We start from the raw sequence: 15,110 nt of genomic DNA on the forward strand, positions 1-15,110 counted from the left end.
TAATTGCGTGAAGAACGTTAGAATAAGTATACACAATGTTATCCTACGGGAATATGGAACTCCGCCAACTGCGCTATTTTGTAGCCATCGTCGACCACGGATCGTTGTCGCGCGCCGCCTTGGTATTGCATGTTGCACAACCCGCTCTGACCCAGCAGCTACGCCAGCTCGAGGAAGAACTTGGCGCCCAGCTCCTGCACCGCAGTGCCCAGGGCGTGGTCAGTACCGATGCCGGCAAGGTGTTCTACGACCATGCCCAGGCCATCCTGAAACAGGTCGCCGATGCCCGCTCCGCCGTCACCCAGTCGGCCCGCCCCTCCGGCAGCGTCACCATGGGGCTGCCGCACAGCATTTCCGGTGCCCTGGCGCTGCCCCTGCTGACCGCCGCGCGCGAGCAATATCCCGACATTACGCTGCAGTTGACCGAAGAACTGACCGGAAACCTGGCAGAACAGCTCAAAAGCGGGCGGGTTAACCTGGCGGTCCTGTTCGACGATGGCCAGTTGACGCCCTTCTCCACCACCCCGCTGGCGGAAGAAGAGCTGCGCTTCATCTGCCGCCATGACGCAGTGTGGTTTACCGACAACGACACCGTCACCTTGCAGCAAGCCCTGAACACCACCTTGATCTTGCCGGGACTGCAACATGGCGTGCGTCCACGCATCGAAGCCATGGCACGCGCCGCCGGCCTGGTGATCGGCAATGTCATCGAAATCAACTCGATCGCCATCCTCAAGTCCGCCATCATGGCTGGCATGGGTGCGACCATCTTGCCGGTAGCCCCGGTCTTGCCGGAAATCGAACTGGGCCAGATGCGCAGCGTGCGCATCAACAACCCTGCCATCAGCCGCACCGTCGTCTTGTGCGCCTCGCGCAACATCCCCCTGACCAACGCCGCCAATGCGATTGCCGCGCTGACGCAGCAAGTCGCCACCGACCTCTGCCAGCGCAACACCTGGCCTGGCGCCCGTCTTCTCGGTTGAGCCCGTGTCTCGGTTGGGGTGTGACCCCAGGGTGGGACACGGGCTCAACGGCCTGGGAACTTTCAGCTTAGCACTAGCGTGCGGGAATTGCTGGTATTCAGGTCGATATCGATCAGCCGGCCATCCTGGTCGAAGGCCAGCAGGTGGCCGTCTTGCAGCGCGACGCTGCCAGCGCGGGCGCGCGGCAGCACGATTTCCAGTACGCGCTTGCCTTGGGCCAGTTCGACGCCGGCGCAACGCCAGTCGCCGCTGTCCGCTTCCTGCCAATGGAACAGCAGCATGCCGCTCGCCTGGCAGTGGCTGGCATTCGGTGGAACCGGCGGAAAATCCAGCCGCTTGGCCGGCGCCAGCATGACAGAGCCCTGTTCGCTGCGCCCCAGGAACAAGGGCGTGTCGCCGGCCGTATTCGGCAAGGCATAGTCCACGCCCTCCGGCATGTCGAAAATATCGCGCTGGAACAAGCGCCTTGCCGGCAGGGCATAACGCCATTGCTGCACGCCGTCCGGCCCGTGGAGCAGCAGCGCCTGGATATTGTTCTCTTCATGGAATCCGCTGATCTGGCCGGGCAGGTCGGCGACCTGCCATAAGGCTGCAAAGCCGGCGCTGGCCGTATCGCAAGCGATCAGGCGGTCGCCTATGATCACGCTCCAACTGGCGCCGTCGTAGGAGCGCGCCCAGTGGCGCAGCGGTTGCGTGAACCAGTCGGAGGCACGGCGTTGCAGCAGGTCCAGGCGGCTGACCCGGACGTTGCTGTCGCGCCGTACCAGGGCCAGGGCCTTTTCGCCGCTGCCGGCCAGCACCAGGTGGCTGGCGGGAACCGGGAAGTGCGCCTGCTGCTTGCCGTCGGCCCGCACGCGCAGGACACCGGCCTCGCCCAGCGCCAGCAGGTAGCCGCCATCCGGCAGCCGCCGCGCATCGTGGATGCGCATCAGGCCGCGCTCCTCGAGCGTCTTGTTCAGGGTATCGCCGCGTTGGCAGACTGGCCAGCCATTGGCGTCATGCGGCAGGTTCAAGGGCGGCATGTCCGCCTTCAGGCTGGTATGTTCCGCCAGCGTCAGTAAAGCCTGGATGACATCCTTGCGCAAGGCATTGCGATGCGCCATGCGTTCCACCAGCACCACGCGCAACAATTCCTGCGCCAGGCGGCGCGTCGCTTGCGAATGCGGCTTGAGCGCCGCCAGGCATTCGGCTGCCAGCGCGCGCCGGGCCTGGGCATCTTCGCCCTGCCCGCGCAACAGGAACTGGATGGCCGGCACGCTGTCGGCCAGGCTGCCCGCATCGAGCGCCAGGCGCCGCACCAGCATCTGCACGCCCAGGTGGCCGTCGGCCGCTTCTGCCATGCGGATCCACTCCAGCGCCCTGTCCCGCTTTTCCGCCAAGGGCCAGATTGCCTCGACCGCCTGCGCCAGCAAGCCACGCGCGGCCAGGTCTTCCGCCCATTGCAGGCGCAATTCCGCCGCGTAGGGGTGGCCCGAGCGCTCCAGGGCGGCTACCGCCTCGGCGTAGGCATTGTGCAGCCGCGCCAGGCCGAGTGCGCGCTCGATGTCGCCGGCCTTGATCCACAGGCGCACTGCGATGGCTGGCTGCAGTTCCATCGACTCGGCCATCTGTGCGGCCTGCCTGAAGCGCTCCTTGCGCTCCAGGTAATCCGCCGCCTCCTGCCCCTGCTGCAGCAACTCGGCCAGGACGAAGGCCGCTTCGTCGATTTTTCCTTCGCGGTCCAGGTTGGCAAATGCGCGGCGATACATCTGGCGCAAATGATCTTGCATCTGCGCGTCCAGGCCGATACTGCTGCCGCCATGGCTCGGGCCGGTGATATCCAGGCTGCTGCGGCGGCGCGGCGTGCCGAAAGCCTGCCGCGACAGTTGCCTCTCCGAGTCGAGCGGAATGGCGTGGCGCAGTGCTTCGTGCAGGTCGCCTTTCTCGAACATGTTCATGGTCTTGCGCAGGTAGGCGGCCTGGCGCATGCCCAGCAGCTCCGTGGCCCTGGTCACCATGGCCAGTTTTTCCAGCATCTGGCGCATGAAGCCGGAACGAGCCGGTGCCTGTTGTCCGCGTCCTGTGCCCGCACCGGCTGCCCTGCCGTTCCCCGTGCCACCGGCCTGGCCTTGGCCGGCCCGGCCGCCAAGCAGGCCGCCCAACAAGCCGCCAAGCAGTGCGAGCGCGCCGACAGGCAATGCCAGCGCCGTCAGGGCAATGCCGGAAGCTGCCGACTTCGCGGCGGCGCGCAAGCCTTCCCGGCCAGCTTGTTTCCCTTTGGGCTTGCCCTGTTTTGCGGCGCGGATTTCTTCCAGGAAGCGTTCTCGCGCCGCACTCGGCGGAGGAACAGAACCCAGGATTTCGCGTACCTCGGCAGGTTTTTCGGCCCGCCCAGGCATCTGGCTGGAAAATGCCGGCAACGGCATGCGCAAGGGCTCTCGCATGACCAGGCCATCCAACTCCAGCCAGCGCCAGGGCTCAAGGCGCATGCCGGGCGCCAGTGGGAAGGCGAACAGGCGCGCGTCCTGCACGATCACGGCGCTGCCGGGTGCAATGCCGGCACGCTCGTCGACCGCCAGCGGCGCGCTGGCCAGCAGGCTGCCATCTTCGCAAAGCGGCAAGCCGGCCAATTGGCGGCAATCGGTGCGGCGGGCGCGCGGCAAGACCAGCAGATAGCCGTTATGCAGGCTGTAGACATGAGCGCCGCCTTCCCAGTGCGCCAGCACGCGCTGGCGTGCCACGCCATCACCCAGCATGGCGCAGTCGAACCAGATGGCCCGCACCAACTGGCTGCCCTCGAAAACCGGGCGGCGGACTTTATTCGACATGGTTTTCTCCAAACGGCACCACGGTCAGCAGCGGCACGTCTTCGTCGATGCTTTGCACTGTCAAGGTATGCGATTTCGCACCAATCCAGGCCACGCGCCGGCTGATCGGGTCGAAACTGACCTTGGCCGCCGCCTCGCGGAACTTGATCAGCACATGCTGTGTGTTACGCGCGCGAAATTCGATCCGTGAGCGGCGCCTGTTCAGCACCAGCAGGCCGGGGAAGGTTTCCAGCTTGGTATCGATACATCCCAGCACTTCACCTTGGTCTTCGACGACCGTCCTCGCCCATTCGGCATCGCTCCGGACAACCCATGCTCCCTCGCCGTTTGCTTCCAGGAAGGCCGACAGCTGAGGGGCGAAGCAGGCTCTCAAGGTCGCTTCGCTCCAGGAACCATGCTCAATTCTTTCGCCGCTGGACGGAGTGAGGTGTATGACGACCGTTTCAGTGCCTTTGTGCGCGTAGGCATATCGAAGCGTCTTGCCGAACTGCCATGCGCCGACGACGTTTTCAGCAACAACTTCGAATTCCGTTTCGATTTCCTTCCCGGCGGTGCGTTGCCAGCAAACCAGCCTGCCGCCATAGTCCAATACGTAGACCCATTCGCGATTGCCTCGGGCTGCCGAAAAATGAAACGCATCCAGCAGCCTGCCACCACCCGGCAGCGCGGAGAATTGCCGTAGATCCGGGCGCTCCACGGGTGCGGTTCTTCGATTGAATAACGGCCCTGGAAAATCGCGGAAAGCCAGCTTGCCCTGTTCCAGGACCACCATACCCTGGCAATTCTTGTAGACCCCCACCGCCAGGATTTCGCCTTTTGCCTTGTTGACGACGCGCGACTTGCCTGGCTCAGCACCCGCGCGCTGAGGTACCCGGTAGAACGTCGTGCGGCCATCGATCATGGTCACCGCCAGCCAGCTTGCATGGGAGCTGAAACGCGGCGGATACTTCAGCGAAGGTTTCAGGCGCGAGCCTTGGGTAGCCGTCTTCGGCACTTTCCTTTCGAATGGATGGCGCAGCACGCGGGTGCAGGTATCTTGCGCAGGCAAGTTCAGTTTGATCTCGCGGCGTGCGCCTTTTTGCTGCAGGATGACTTCCAGGCTCTCCTCCAGCAGCATGCGTTCGATGCTGACGCGATGGCGTGCCTGGGGCGGGCAAATGCTGGCTTGCGCGCCAACCAGCCAGCAATCGTCCTGCTGCGTGCCCAGCGCTTGCGACCATTCCTCCTGCATCGCTTCGTCGGCAGCCTGCAGCGTGCGGCCACCGAGCAGCGCGGCCATGGCAGCTTCGTTGCTACTGTCGCGCAGTTCGCCGGGTTTATGCAGCCATCCCCAGCGGAACTCCGCCCCAGCCAACTGGGCGCGCCGGGCCAGCAGGATGAACATGGCGATGTGCACCAGGCGAGCCTCGCCCAGTTGCATCGGGCCTGCATCGAACAGCGCCACGCTGCGTAATGGCTGCTGGCTGGTCGAAGGTTCGGGCCCGGTGAACAGCAGCTCGTTATTGGCGGCGCGGCGGATAAACTCCTCGGGCGCCACGTCGGCGTAGGCCCACTCCGTCAGCAGCAGGCGTTCGTAGCTGCCGCGTTGCACGATATCGCCCACGCCGCCCGGTTCGACCTGCTGGCGTGCCGACACCCGGGTCAACGGACCGAGCATGGGGGCCAGGCGCAGCAGGAGGTCGCCCACCGGTTGCACCAGCGTCGGTTCAAAAAGGCTGAGCCATGGCGCCCAGGGCGTCAATTGCGGATGCAAATTCATGACAGCACTCCTGCCAGCCATTGCAACGCCGCCTCATCGAGCGGAGCGGCTGCATCGAGCGGCATGAAGCACGGCGGCTCCGGCCACAACAGCACTGGGCCGCGGCCCGCCTCATGCAGCAGCCGCTGTTGCAACAGGTCGACTGGCTGGCCGGGGCGCAGCAGGGTTGGCAGCCATAGCATGGGCGCCTCGGGCGATGCCGCGCAATAGCGGATGCCGTCGACCCATGGCAGTTGGCTGGCGTCGCCAATCAGCACCAGCATGTCGGCCGTGGCGACGAAGCGCAGGCCACCGCGTTGTTCGTGCGAACGCAGCTGCAATTGCCGCAGCAAGTCGCGCGCCGCACTGCCGCATGCCACCGCACCTGCCGGCGCCAGCGCCGGTTCCTGCACAAGCCATTGCATTGCCATCAGGCCCAGCTCATGGTGCCCACCAACTGGGCACGGCGCTCCGCCAGGTCGGCCGGCATATTGCGGGCGTCAAAGTTCGCGTCGATTTCGCGCAACAGGGCTTCCACCTGGCCGCGCTCCGGCGCCGGCTTGCCTTCGCCCAGCAAGGCGTTGGCGCTCTCCAGCAGGCGGGCCACGCGCGCTTCGGGGTGTTGCGCCGCGCTTTCCGTGACCGACAGCAGCAGCGGATGGCGCGCCTCCGCCAGCACTTCGCGCAGCACTTCACGCGCGCTCTTCTGGCCGGCATCGGTCGGGATCGCGTACAACAGCGGCCACAAATCGGAGACGGTGGCTGCGCTGCGGCCGGCCAGGGTGGCTGCGGCAGCGATCAGGCTTTGCGATTTGACGATGCGGCGGTCCGACAGCGGGATATTTGCCTCGCGCAGCAAGCGGATCGCATGGGCCAGCGCTGGCCGCACCGGTGCCATGTCGACCTGCGGCACGGCGCGGTTCAACAAGTCCAGCGAAGCCAGCTCGGCACGCGCTGCGACACTGCGGCGATTGACTTGCCAGCCGCCGGCCAGCAAGTCTTCCAGGCGGTTGTCCGGTACCGGGTCAACGAAAGTATGCAGCAGGAAGCGGTCGGCGAATGCCGCCAATCCTTCATCCTCCGGCAAGCCATTGGCGGCACCGACGCACAGGCGCAGCGGGCACTTGATCTGGGTATGGCCGCGGCGGAACTGGCGTTCATTGAGCAGGCCCAGCAAAGTGTTCAGGATCGCAGTCGAGCCCAGGAACACTTCGTCAAGGAAGGCGATTTCCGCTTCCGGCAACATGCCTGCCGTCTCGGTTTCGACCACGCCCTCGCGCAAGCGCGCCAGGTTGACCGGGCCGAACAATTCGGACGGTTCGGTAAAGCGGCCCAGCAGGTATTCGAAGTACTTGCCGCCCAGGCTATGGGCAACGCGGCGCACCACAGCGCTTTTCCCTGTCCCCGGCGGCCCGACCACCAGCAAGTGCTCTTGCGCGACGGCGGCGAGGATCATCAGTTCGGCCAACTGGTCGCGCTCGACCAGGCCATCGGTTGCTTCGCGGATGGCATCGCGCAGGCGCAGGGACGCCTCGGAAATCGAGTTATTCATTATTCAACGGCATGGCAAATTTGCTAAATAATGCCTGTCGCATTTCCCTACGTCAATATCACTTTCAGGCCAGCTTGTGCCTGGCCAGGATGCGGCGCACGGTGCCGTCGGCCTGCAGAGACTCGAGGGCGCGCCGAAACAGGGCAATGTCGGCCTCGTCGAAATCCAGGGATCCTGCCAGCCAGGCCGTGGTGGTGCGTATTGGAGCGCTGGTGTCGAAGCCGCTTTCGCTGGCCCCGTGGCCTTTGAGGGACGCAGAAATAATACGGCGCTCGCCGAAGGCGGCGTCCGCCATGCCGCCCAGCAGGAAGCGGTGCACTTCATCGATCGAACTGGCCTCGACAAAGCGCGTAAAGCCCTGCTCTTTCAAGATGGCCGCCTGGGCCGCGCCACGCAGCAGGGCGATGCGCTTGTCCTTCATCTGCTCCACCGGCAGCAACTTGCCGCGAACTGCCAGCAGCACATAGTTCTCCTCAAATAGCGGCACCAGCCAGCGGTATTGCGCCTCGCGCTCGGGCAGGCGGGTCAGCGGATAGATGGCCGTTGCCGGCATGGTGGTGGCCAGGAATTGCGCACGGCGCCAGGGCACGAACTGGGTCGCCGGCGCCACGCCGGCCCGCTTGCACAGCTCCGCCACCAGTTCCTGCAAACCGCCGGGCTCGCCGCTTTCATGCACCAGCGAGGGCAAATGGCTGGTCACCAGTTGCATCTTGCGCGCCACGCCGGCCAGCGCCAGCCGCGGACTGGCGAATAACACTGCCGCCGCCACCAGAATTCTTCGTCTAGCCATCATTTTTTCTTATACCCCCATCCCCAAACCGTATTTCCGTATACGTAAAGTAACCCGTAAACTTCAAGGTTGAAAAGGCCTGCGCACCCGCAGGCGTTGTGACTTAGGCAAGGACGCGCTTACCCGGCGCCAACCAATGCCAGGCACGCACCGAATCATGATTTTGGAGACAGCCACCATGCCAGACGGCAGCAACTCGCCCGTACTACACGACGTCACCCTCGACGACAAATTCACTTCCACCACCGGTAAAGTCTTCCTGTCCGGCATCCAGGCGCTGGTGCGCTTGCCTATGATGCAACAATTGCGTGATGCGCGCGACGGCCTGAACACCGGCGGTTTCATCTCCGGCTACCGCGGCTCCCCGCTGGGCGGCCTGGACGAGACCCTGTGGAAGGCGCAAAAGCACCTGGAAAAGCACAATGTGCAATTCGTGCCGGGCGTGAACGAGGACCTGGCGGCGACCGCTGTCTGGGGTTCGCAGCAGGTTGACCTGATCGGCCCGGCCAAGTACGACGGCGTGTTCGCCATGTGGTACGGCAAGGGCCCGGGCGTGGACCGCTGCGGCGACGTCTTCAAGCACATGAACCATGCCGGCACGTCGAAGAACGGCGGCATCCTGCTGGTGGCCGGCGACGACCACGGCGCGTACTCCTCAACCCTGCCGCACCAGTCGGACCACATCTTCTCCGCCTGCATGATCCCGGTGCTGTATCCATGCAATGTGCAGGAATACATCGACCTCGGTATCCACGGCTGGGCCATGTCGCGCTTCTCCGGTTGCGCCGTTGCCTTCAAGGCGCTGGCTGACACCGTGGAATCGAGCGCGTCGATCGATGCCGATCCATTCCGCGTCGACGTCAAGATCCCGCAGGACTTCGTGATGCCGGAAGGCGGCCTGAATGCCCGCCTGTCCTCGATTCCGCTGGGCCAGCAAGCGCGCAACCAGGAAGCGCTAATGCAGGACTACAAGATCTACGCGGCCCTGGCTTACGCCCGCGAGAACAAGCTGAATCACACCACGATCGATTCCAAGGACGCCAAGCTGGGCATCATCGCCTCCGGCAAATCCTACCTGGACGTGCTGGAAGCGCTGGAAGAACTGGGTATCGACGAAGCGATGGCCGCCAAGGTTGGCCTGCGCCTGTTCAAGGTTTCCATGCCATGGCCGCTGGAGCCGGACTCGGTGCGCGAATTCGCGCAAGGCCTGGACGAAATCCTGGTGGTGGAAGAAAAGCGCCAGTTCGTCGAATACCAGCTGAAAGAGCAGTTGTACAACTGGCGCGACGACGTGCGCCCGCACATCATCGGCAAGTTCGACGACAAGGGCGAGTGGGTTGCCCCGCGCGGTGAATGGCTGCTGCCGCCGAAGGCTGACTTCTCCGTGTCGCAGGTAGCGCGCGTGATCGCCAGCCGCGTGGCGCGCTATATTGCCGACACCTCCATCCAGGACCAGATCAAGGCCCGCCTGTCCTTCCTGGAAGCCAAGGACGCAGTGCTGAAGAAGGCGATCGAGACCCCGTTCCGCCCAGCCTTCTATTGCTCCGGCTGCCCGCACAACACCTCGACCAAGGTACCTGAAGGTTCCTTCGCGCTGGCCGGCATCGGCTGCCACGTGATGGCGACTTCGATCTACCCTGAGATGAACAAGCTGACCACCCATATGGGCGGTGAAGGCACGCCATGGATCGGCCAGGCTGCATTCAGCAAAGTGCCGCACGTGTTCCAGAATTTGGGCGACGGCACCTACTTCCACTCCGGCTACCTGGCGATCCGCGCAGCCGTAGCTGCGAAAGTGAACATCACTTACAAGATCCTGTACAACGACGCCGTTGCAATGACCGGCGGCCAGCCGGTCGACGGCACTGTCTCCGTGCCAATGATCGCACAGCAGATGGCTGCCGAGGGCATCAAGCGCATCGCCCTGGTGACCGAAGACCTGTCGCGCTACACCGACCGTTCCGCCCTGCCGAACATCGTTTCCCTGCACGACCGCAAGGACATGGATGCCGTGCAGCGCGAAATGCGCGAACTGCCGGGCTGCACCGTCATCATCTACGACCAGACTTGCGCCGCCGAGAAACGCCGCCGCCGCAAGAAGGGAGAGTTCCCTGACCCAAGCAAGCGCATGGTCATCAACGAAGCCGTGTGCGAAGGCTGCGGCGATTGCGGCATCCAGTCCAACTGCGTGTCGATCCTGCCGAAGGAAACTGAATTCGGCCGCAAGCGCACCATCGACCAGTCTTCCTGCAACAAGGACTACTCGTGCACCAAGGGCTTCTGCCCATCCTTCGTCACCGTTGAAGGCGGCACGCTGAAGAAGACCAAGACCGGCACCGCAAAGACTGACGACTGGGGCGATATCCCTGCGCCGGTACTGCCAAGCATCGAGCATCCATACAATATCCTGATCAACGGCATCGGCGGCACCGGCGTGATTACCGTCGGCGCACTGATGGGCATGGCCGCGCACCTGGAAGGCAAAGGCGCTTCCGTGCTGGACATGACCGGCATGTCGCAGAAAAACGGCTCCGTGACTTCCCACGTCAAAGTGGCGAAGACCCCGGCCCACCTGCGCGCGCAACGTATCGCCACCGGCGAGGCAGATCTGATCCTCGGTTGCGACATGCTGACTTCCGGCGCCTACGATGCCGTGTCGAAGATGCGCCCAGGCCGTACCTTCGCCATCGTCAACCAGCACGAGCAGCCGCCGGGCACCTTTGCGCAGAACGCCGACTGGCAGTACCCGGCTGAAAGCGTGGAAGCACTGATCACCGAATCCGTCGGCGGTGCACAGTCGGTCGACTTCATCAACGCCACCAAGCTGGCGACTGCGCTGATGGGCGACTCGATTGCGTCCAACCTGTTCATGATGGGTTACGCCTTCCAGAAAGGCCGTATCCCGCTGAGCGAAGCCGCCCTGCTGCGCGCCATCGAGCTGAATGGTGTGGCCGTTGAATCGAACAAGAAGAGCTTCCTGTGGGGCCGCCGTGCCGCCGTGGACTTCAAGCGCGTGGAAAAAGTCGCGACCCCGACCCAGGCGGTCGTGGTGCAGATGCCACAGTCGCTGGAAACCGTGATCAAGCAGCGCGTCGAGTTCCTGACCGCTTACCAGGATGCTGCTTACGCCGCGACCTATGAAGACCTGGTGCAGCAGGTACGCTCGAAAGAGGCCCTGCTGGCCCTCGGCAACAAGCTGTCGACGGCGGTTGCCAAGTCGCTGTTCAAGCTGATGTCCTATAAAGATGAATATGAGGTGGCGCGCCTGTACACCGATGGCCGCTTCGTGGAGCAGCTCAAGTCCCAGTTCGAAGGCGATTTCTCGCTGAAGTTCAACCTGGCGCCGCCGCTGTTCGCGAAGAAGGATGCCAAGGGCCACCTGGTCAAGGCGGAATACGGTTCGTGGATGTGGAAGGCGTTCACCGTGCTGGCCAAGTTCAAGGGCCTGCGTGGCGGTACGTTTGACATCTTCGGCTACACCGAGGAGCGTAAGATGGAACGCGCGCTGATTACCGAGTTCCGCGGGGTTATTGCTGAGCTGTTGGCTGGCTTGTCGGCTGCGAACCATGAGCAGGCGGTGGCGATTGCCAACCTGCCGGAGAAGATCCGCGGCTTTGGCCATGTGAAGGAAAAGGCTGTGGCGGAATACCAGGTGAATCGCGCGAAGATGATGGCAGCGTTTAAGGGCGGCTCTCAGGCGCACGCCGCTTAAAACCGGTAAACCAGCCGGGGCGCCGTCCGGTCAGACCCGCAAGGTCTGACACTTGACCTGCGACGGCCGCGTGAACGGGGTGTCTGACCCTGCGGGTCAGACACCGGTTTACCGGTTTTAGAATCGCTTGACTTGACGTTAACGTAAACGTCATATAATCAAAAATCCCCCGTTCCAAGGAACAAAACATGAACGACCTCGCCAACGCCAAGAAACTGTCCGCTGAGCCAGAGCAGGCCAAGACCGCGAACAAAGTGCGCTTTGTCACCGCCGCGTCCCTGTTCGACGGCCACGACGCCTCGATCAACATCATGCGCCGCATCCTGCAATCGCAGGGCGCCGAAGTCATCCACCTGGGCCACAACCGCTCGGTGGACGAAGTGGTTACCGCGGCCCTGACCGAAGACGTGCAAGGCATCGCCATCTCCTCCTACCAGGGCGGCCACGTCGAATACTTCAAATATATGATCGACCTGCTGCGCCAGCGCGGCGGTTCGCACATCAAGGTCTTCGGCGGCGGCGGCGGGGTGATCGTCCCGAGCGAAATCGCCGACCTGCACGACTACGGCGTGACCCGCATCTTCTCGCCTGAAGACGGCCAGCGTATGGGCCTGGTCGGCATGATCCAGTGGATGGTGCAGCAGTGCGACGTCGACCTGTCCACCTACTCGCCGACCCAACTGGACGCGATCCGCAGCGGCGATATCGAACAACGCCACCGCCCGCTCGCCCAGCTGATCACCGCGCTGGAAAACGGCAAGGCCTCCGACAAGCTGCGCGCGGAACTGGCCGACGCAGCTAAAGCGGTCACCGCCCCAACCCTGGGCATCACCGGCACCGGTGGCGCAGGCAAGTCCTCGCTGACCGATGAACTGATCCGCCGCATCCGCCTGGACCAGGGCGACGCGCTGAACATCGCCGTGATCTCGATCGACCCGTCCCGCCGCAAATCCGGCGGCGCGCTGCTGGGCGACCGTATCCGCATGAACGCGATCAATCCCTGGAACGGCAAGACCCGCGTCTTCATGCGCTCCCTGGCGACCCGCGAAGCCGGTTCCGAGATTTCCCAGGCCCTGCCTGACGTGATCGCAGCCTGCAAAGTGGCCGGCTTCGACATGGTGATCGTGGAAACCTCCGGCATCGGCCAGGGCGACGCCGCGATCGTGCCGCACGTCGACGTATCCATGTATGTGATGACGCCGGAATTCGGCGCCGCATCGCAGCTGGAAAAGATCGACATGCTGGACTTCGCCGACTTCATCGCGATCAACAAATTCGACCGCAAAGGCGCGCAGGACGCATTGCGCGACGTGGCCAAGCAATACCAGCGCAACCGCGAAATGTGGAGCAAGCGTCCGGAAGAAATGCCGGTATTCGGCACCCAGGCTTCGCGCTTCAACGACGACGGCGTGACCGCCCTGTACCAAGGCTTGTTGCCGGTGCTGGCCGGTAAAGGCCTGAAGACCAGCAAAGGCGTGCTGGCCCCGATGGACGTGCGCTTCAGCTCCGGCAAGAACGTGATCGTGCCGCCGGCACGTGCACGCTACCTGGCCGAAATCTCCGACACCGTGCGCGGCTACCACAAGAAAACGCAAGCACAAGCCAAGCTGGCACGTGAACGCCAGCAGCTGCAGGAATCCAAGCGCATGATGGCTGTCGCAGGCAAGCCGGTGGCCGACTTCGACGACCTGATCATCGAGCGCGACCACGCCATGGACGGCGGCTCCAAGAAGCTGCTGGCCCAATGGCCGGACATGCAGGCAGCCTACGCCGGCGACGAATACGTCGTGAAGATTCGCGACAAGGAAATCCGTACCGGCCTGGTGCAACACACCCTGTCCGGCACCAAGATCCGCAAGGTTTCGCTGCCTAAGTACGAAGACCACGGCGAGCTGCTGCGCTGGCTGATGCTGGAAAACGTCCCGGGCTCCTACCCGTTCACCGCGGGCGTGTTCGCATTCAAGCGCGAAGGTGAAGACCCAACCCGCATGTTCGCAGGCGAAGGCGATGCATTCCGTACCAACCGCCGCTTCAAGCTGGTCTCGACCGGCATGGATGCCAAGCGCCTGTCGACCGCATTCGACTCCGTCACCCTGTACGGCGCCGACCCGGCGATCCGCCCCGACATCTACGGCAAAATCGGTAACTCCGGCGTGTCCATCGCGACCCTGGATGACATGAAAGTGCTGTACGACGGCTTCGACCTGTGCAACCCAAGCACCTCGGTCTCGATGACCATCAACGGCCCTGCGCCTGCGATCCTGGCGATGTTCATGAACACCGCCATCGACCAGCAGATCGCCAAGTTCGTGGAAGAGAACAAGCGCCAGCCTTCCGAAGACGAGTACCAGAAGATCAAGGACTGGGTGCTGATGAATGTGCGCGGCACCGTGCAGGCCGACATCCTGAAGGAAGACCAGGGCCAGAACACCTGCATCTTCTCGACCGAGTTCTCGCTGAAGGTGATGGGCGACATCCAGGAATACTTCGTGCACCACCAGGTGCGCAACTTCTATTCGGTGTCGATCTCCGGCTACCACATCGCGGAAGCGGGCGCGAACCCGATCTCGCAGCTGGCCTTCACGCTGTCCAACGGCTTCACCTTCGTGGAAGCGTACCTGGCGCGCGGCATGCACATCGACGATTTCGCACCGAACCTGTCGTTCTTCTTCTCCAACGGCATGGACCCGGAATACACGGTGCTGGGCCGCGTAGCGCGCCGCTTGTGGGCCGTGGCGATGAAAGAGAAATACGGCGCCAACGACCGTTCGCAGAAGCTGAAGTACCACATCCAGACTTCCGGCCGTTCGCTGCACGCACAGGAAATCGACTTCAACGACATCCGCACCACGCTGCAGGCGCTGATCGCGATCTACGACAACTGCAACTCGCTGCACACCAACGCCTACGATGAAGCGATCACCACGCCGACCGACGAATCCGTCCGCCGCGCACTGGCGATCCAGCTGATCATCAACCGCGAATGGGGCCTGGCGAAGAACGAGAACCCGAACCAGGGCGCCTTCATCATCGAAGAGCTGACCGACCTGGTGGAAGAAGCCGTTCTGCAGGAATTCGAACGCATCGCCGAACGCGGCGGCGTGCTGGGCGCGATGGAAACCGGCTACCAGCGCGGCAAGATCCAGGAAGAGTCCCTGCTGTACGAGCACAAGAAGCACGACGGCTCGCTGCCAATCATCGGCGTGAACACCTTCCGCAACCCGAAAGGTTCGGAAGCCCCGGCCACCATCGAACTGGCCCGTTCCACTGACGATGAAAAGCAATCGCAGCTGACCCGCCTGGCGGATTTCCACGCCCGCAATGCGGATGCAGCACCGGCCGCCCTGGCAGCGCTGCAGAAAGCCGCCATCGACAACGAAAACGTGTTCGCCAAGCTGATGGACGCAGCCCGCGTCTGCTCCCTGGGCCAGATCACGACCGCCTTGTTCGAAGTCGGCGGCCAATACCGCCGCAATATGTAACGAAGTAAGGTGTCAGACCCCATGGGTCTGACACCGGTTTACCGGT

Annotated in this window: 8 protein-coding genes; 3 read left to right on the forward strand and 5 right to left on the reverse strand. The window is 63.5% G+C overall.

The window, feature by feature from the left end:
- Positions 1–53 precede the first annotated feature (53 nt).
- Positions 54–983: a LysR substrate-binding domain-containing protein gene (locus ASD58_RS29785; RefSeq protein WP_057266083.1), complete on the forward strand. Its 930-nt coding sequence runs from the start codon at positions 54–56 to the stop codon at positions 981–983.
- Positions 984–1,045: 62 nt separating this feature from the next.
- Here ASD58_RS29785 and ASD58_RS29790 read toward each other — a convergent pair whose 3' ends face one another.
- The 5 genes from ASD58_RS29790 to ASD58_RS29810 all read right to left on the reverse strand — a co-directional run bounded on the left by ASD58_RS29790 (position 1,046) and on the right by ASD58_RS29810 (position 7,837).
- Positions 1,046–3,790, reverse strand: coding sequence for a bpX6 domain-containing protein (locus ASD58_RS29790; RefSeq protein WP_057266085.1), 2,745 nt, complete (start codon positions 3,788–3,790; stop codon positions 1,046–1,048).
- A complete protein-coding gene (locus ASD58_RS29795; protein WP_057266087.1) occupies positions 3,780–5,549 on the reverse strand; it encodes a hypothetical protein in 1,770 nt (589 codons plus the stop codon). Before ASD58_RS29795 ends, ASD58_RS29790 begins: the two co-directional genes overlap by 11 nt.
- Positions 5,546–5,959 (reverse strand): hypothetical protein, encoded by a 414-nt coding sequence (locus ASD58_RS29800; RefSeq protein ID WP_057266089.1) that lies wholly within the window; start codon positions 5,957–5,959, stop codon positions 5,546–5,548. Before ASD58_RS29800 ends, ASD58_RS29795 begins: the two co-directional genes overlap by 4 nt.
- Positions 5,959–7,080, reverse strand: a complete 1,122-nt coding sequence (locus ASD58_RS29805) for an AAA family ATPase (RefSeq protein ID WP_057266091.1) — start codon at positions 7,078–7,080, stop codon at positions 5,959–5,961. The genes ASD58_RS29800 and ASD58_RS29805 overlap by 1 nt, the downstream gene beginning before the upstream one ends.
- 64 nt (positions 7,081–7,144) lie before the next feature.
- A complete protein-coding gene (locus tag ASD58_RS29810; protein ID WP_229210152.1) occupies positions 7,145–7,837 on the reverse strand; it encodes an ABC transporter substrate-binding protein in 693 nt (230 codons plus the stop codon).
- A 211-nt stretch (positions 7,838–8,048) separates the two neighbouring features.
- Here ASD58_RS29810 and ASD58_RS29815 point away from each other — a divergent pair, with 211 nt between their 5' ends.
- Both ASD58_RS29815 and icmF read left to right on the forward strand, forming a co-directional pair.
- A complete protein-coding gene (locus ASD58_RS29815) occupies positions 8,049–11,582 on the forward strand; it encodes an indolepyruvate ferredoxin oxidoreductase family protein (RefSeq protein WP_229210153.1) in 3,534 nt (1,177 codons plus the stop codon).
- A 188-nt stretch (positions 11,583–11,770) separates the two neighbouring features.
- Entirely contained in the window at positions 11,771–15,064 is a 3,294-nt protein-coding gene (gene icmF / locus ASD58_RS29820; protein WP_057266092.1) for a fused isobutyryl-CoA mutase/GTPase IcmF, read from the forward strand.
- Positions 15,065–15,110: the final 46 nt, after the last annotated feature.

The organism is Duganella sp. Root1480D1, from assembly GCF_001427305.1.
Taxonomy (GTDB): domain Bacteria; phylum Pseudomonadota; class Gammaproteobacteria; order Burkholderiales; family Burkholderiaceae_D; genus Rugamonas.

Excerpts from the sequence above, each read along its gene's own strand:
- ASD58_RS29785 (WP_057266083.1), top strand. The coding sequence starts at position 54 with ATGGAACTCCGCCAACTGCGCTATTTTGTAGCCATCGTCGACCACGGA.
- ASD58_RS29800 (WP_057266089.1), bottom strand. The coding sequence starts at position 5,959 with ATGGCAATGCAATGGCTTGTGCAGGAACCGGCGCTGGCGCCGGCAGGT.
- ASD58_RS29790 (WP_057266085.1), bottom strand. The coding sequence starts at position 3,790 with ATGTCGAATAAAGTCCGCCGCCCGGTTTTCGAGGGCAGCCAGTTGGTG.
- icmF (WP_057266092.1), top strand. The coding sequence starts at position 11,771 with ATGAACGACCTCGCCAACGCCAAGAAACTGTCCGCTGAGCCAGAGCAG.
- ASD58_RS29795 (WP_057266087.1), bottom strand. The coding sequence starts at position 5,549 with ATGAATTTGCATCCGCAATTGACGCCCTGGGCGCCATGGCTCAGCCTT.
- ASD58_RS29805 (WP_057266091.1), bottom strand. The coding sequence starts at position 7,080 with ATGAATAACTCGATTTCCGAGGCGTCCCTGCGCCTGCGCGATGCCATC.
- ASD58_RS29815 (WP_229210153.1), top strand. The coding sequence starts at position 8,049 with ATGCCAGACGGCAGCAACTCGCCCGTACTACACGACGTCACCCTCGAC.